Origin of the sequence: Synechococcus sp. R55.7, assembly GCF_047461955.1 — a bacterium.
Taxonomy (GTDB): Bacteria; Cyanobacteriota; Cyanobacteriia; order Thermostichales; family Thermostichaceae; genus Thermostichus.
The window spans coordinates 24,989-26,490 of sequence record NZ_JANSIC010000002.1 but is presented as its reverse complement, the minus strand read 5'-3'; the positions used below and the strand labels follow the sequence as shown (position 1 = coordinate 26,490).

The window sequence follows — 1,502 nt, the reverse complement described above, 5'->3', positions numbered from 1 at the left end:
GGGATCCCTGGAATCTCGCTGCTGTTGGTGACGGGGAGTGTCATCATCTGCCCCAGCCGCGAAACGGTGAGCTCCGCCGCCGGAATGGGTTCCGAGACCTGTCCGCCGCTGAACACCATCACTCGGTCGCTGTACTGCAGGATCTCGTCCAAATCCGCCGAGGCAAAAAGAATAGCCGTACCCGCTTGGGTGCGTTCCAGCAATTGCCCCCAGACCCACAGCGCCGACTCAATGTCCAACCCTCGCGTTGGGTGCTCCATCAGCAAAAGACTCAGGGGTGTGGGCAAGAGAGCCAACTGACTGCGCTGTTGGTTGCCCCCCGAGAGTTGCTCCACCCGGCTGTAGGGGTGACCCCGAATGCTGAAGTGTTCGATGGCCGCTTGGGCCTGCTGACGGGCCAGAGCCCAGTTGATCCAGGGATCCTGCTGCTGGAGGGCAAAATGCTCCTGCAAGGTTAAGCCGGGGATCAGCCCTTCCCGCAGCCGATCCGCCGGAGAAAACCCCACCCCACAGCGCAGATAGTCGCCGTAAGGACGGCCTGTCATCTCCTGCCCCCCCAACAGAATCCGGCCACGCCTGGGCGGCAACAACCCTGCACAGGTGAGCAGGAAAGAGCGTTGCCCACTGCCTTCCAAACCGGCCAACCCAATCACTTCCCCCGGCTGCACCGCCAGATCTGGCAAAGCCAAGGCAAACGGCTCATGCCGCACCACCAGGGAGCGCAACTCCAACAGGGGATCCGCCCTCCTTTGCGGAGAATGGGGCCGAGCCGGGGGTGCCAACTCCCGCCCGAACATCCAATCGATCAACCGCTGTTCCAGCAGGGCAATGTCCTCACCTCTAACAGGCAGCTCCCCCACCACCTCCCCCTGCCGCATCACCGTCACCCGATCGCAAAGGCATTCCACATCGGCCAGCTTGTGGGAGACGAAGATCACCGATTTGCCCTGCTCCGCTAACCTTCTCAGAGCCGCGAACAGAAGATCTTTTTGCGCTGCAGAAATGCCCGTCGTCGGCTCATCCAAAATCAAGGTGTTGATCCCCAGGGAAAGCAACCGCAGCATTTCCAGTTGTTGCCGTTCCCCCACCGTCAAGCTGCCGATGGCTCCATCGGGGTTGAGGTTGAAACCAAACTCTTCACAGGCTTTCTCAAGACGTTTCCGGCTTTCTCGCAGCCCCAAACCCAAGCGCCCCCGCTGCCCGGCAATAAAGTTTTCCAGCACCGTCAGAGAAGGAAAATCCAAGGGATCCTGGTGCAACATGCCAATGCCCAGGCGAATGGCTGCTGCAGGGCTGTCGATGCGAACCGGTTGCCCATCGATCCAAATCTCCCCCTGATCGCAGCGCAGAAAGCCGCTCAGGATTTTGACCAAGGTACTTTTGCCGGCCCCGTTTTCCCCAAGCAGGCCGTGGATCGTGCCCGCCTCCACCCGTAAGGACACATCGCGGTTCGCCTGTACCGCCCCAAAACGCTTGTGGATGTGCAGCAGCTCGACCTTCAT

General features: G+C 60.7%; 1 protein-coding gene. It reads right to left on the bottom strand.

Annotated elements, in window-relative coordinates:
* On the bottom strand, positions 1-1,502 hold a 1,502-nt coding region (locus NW820_RS00345), incomplete at both ends, for an ABC transporter ATP-binding protein (protein WP_414406371.1).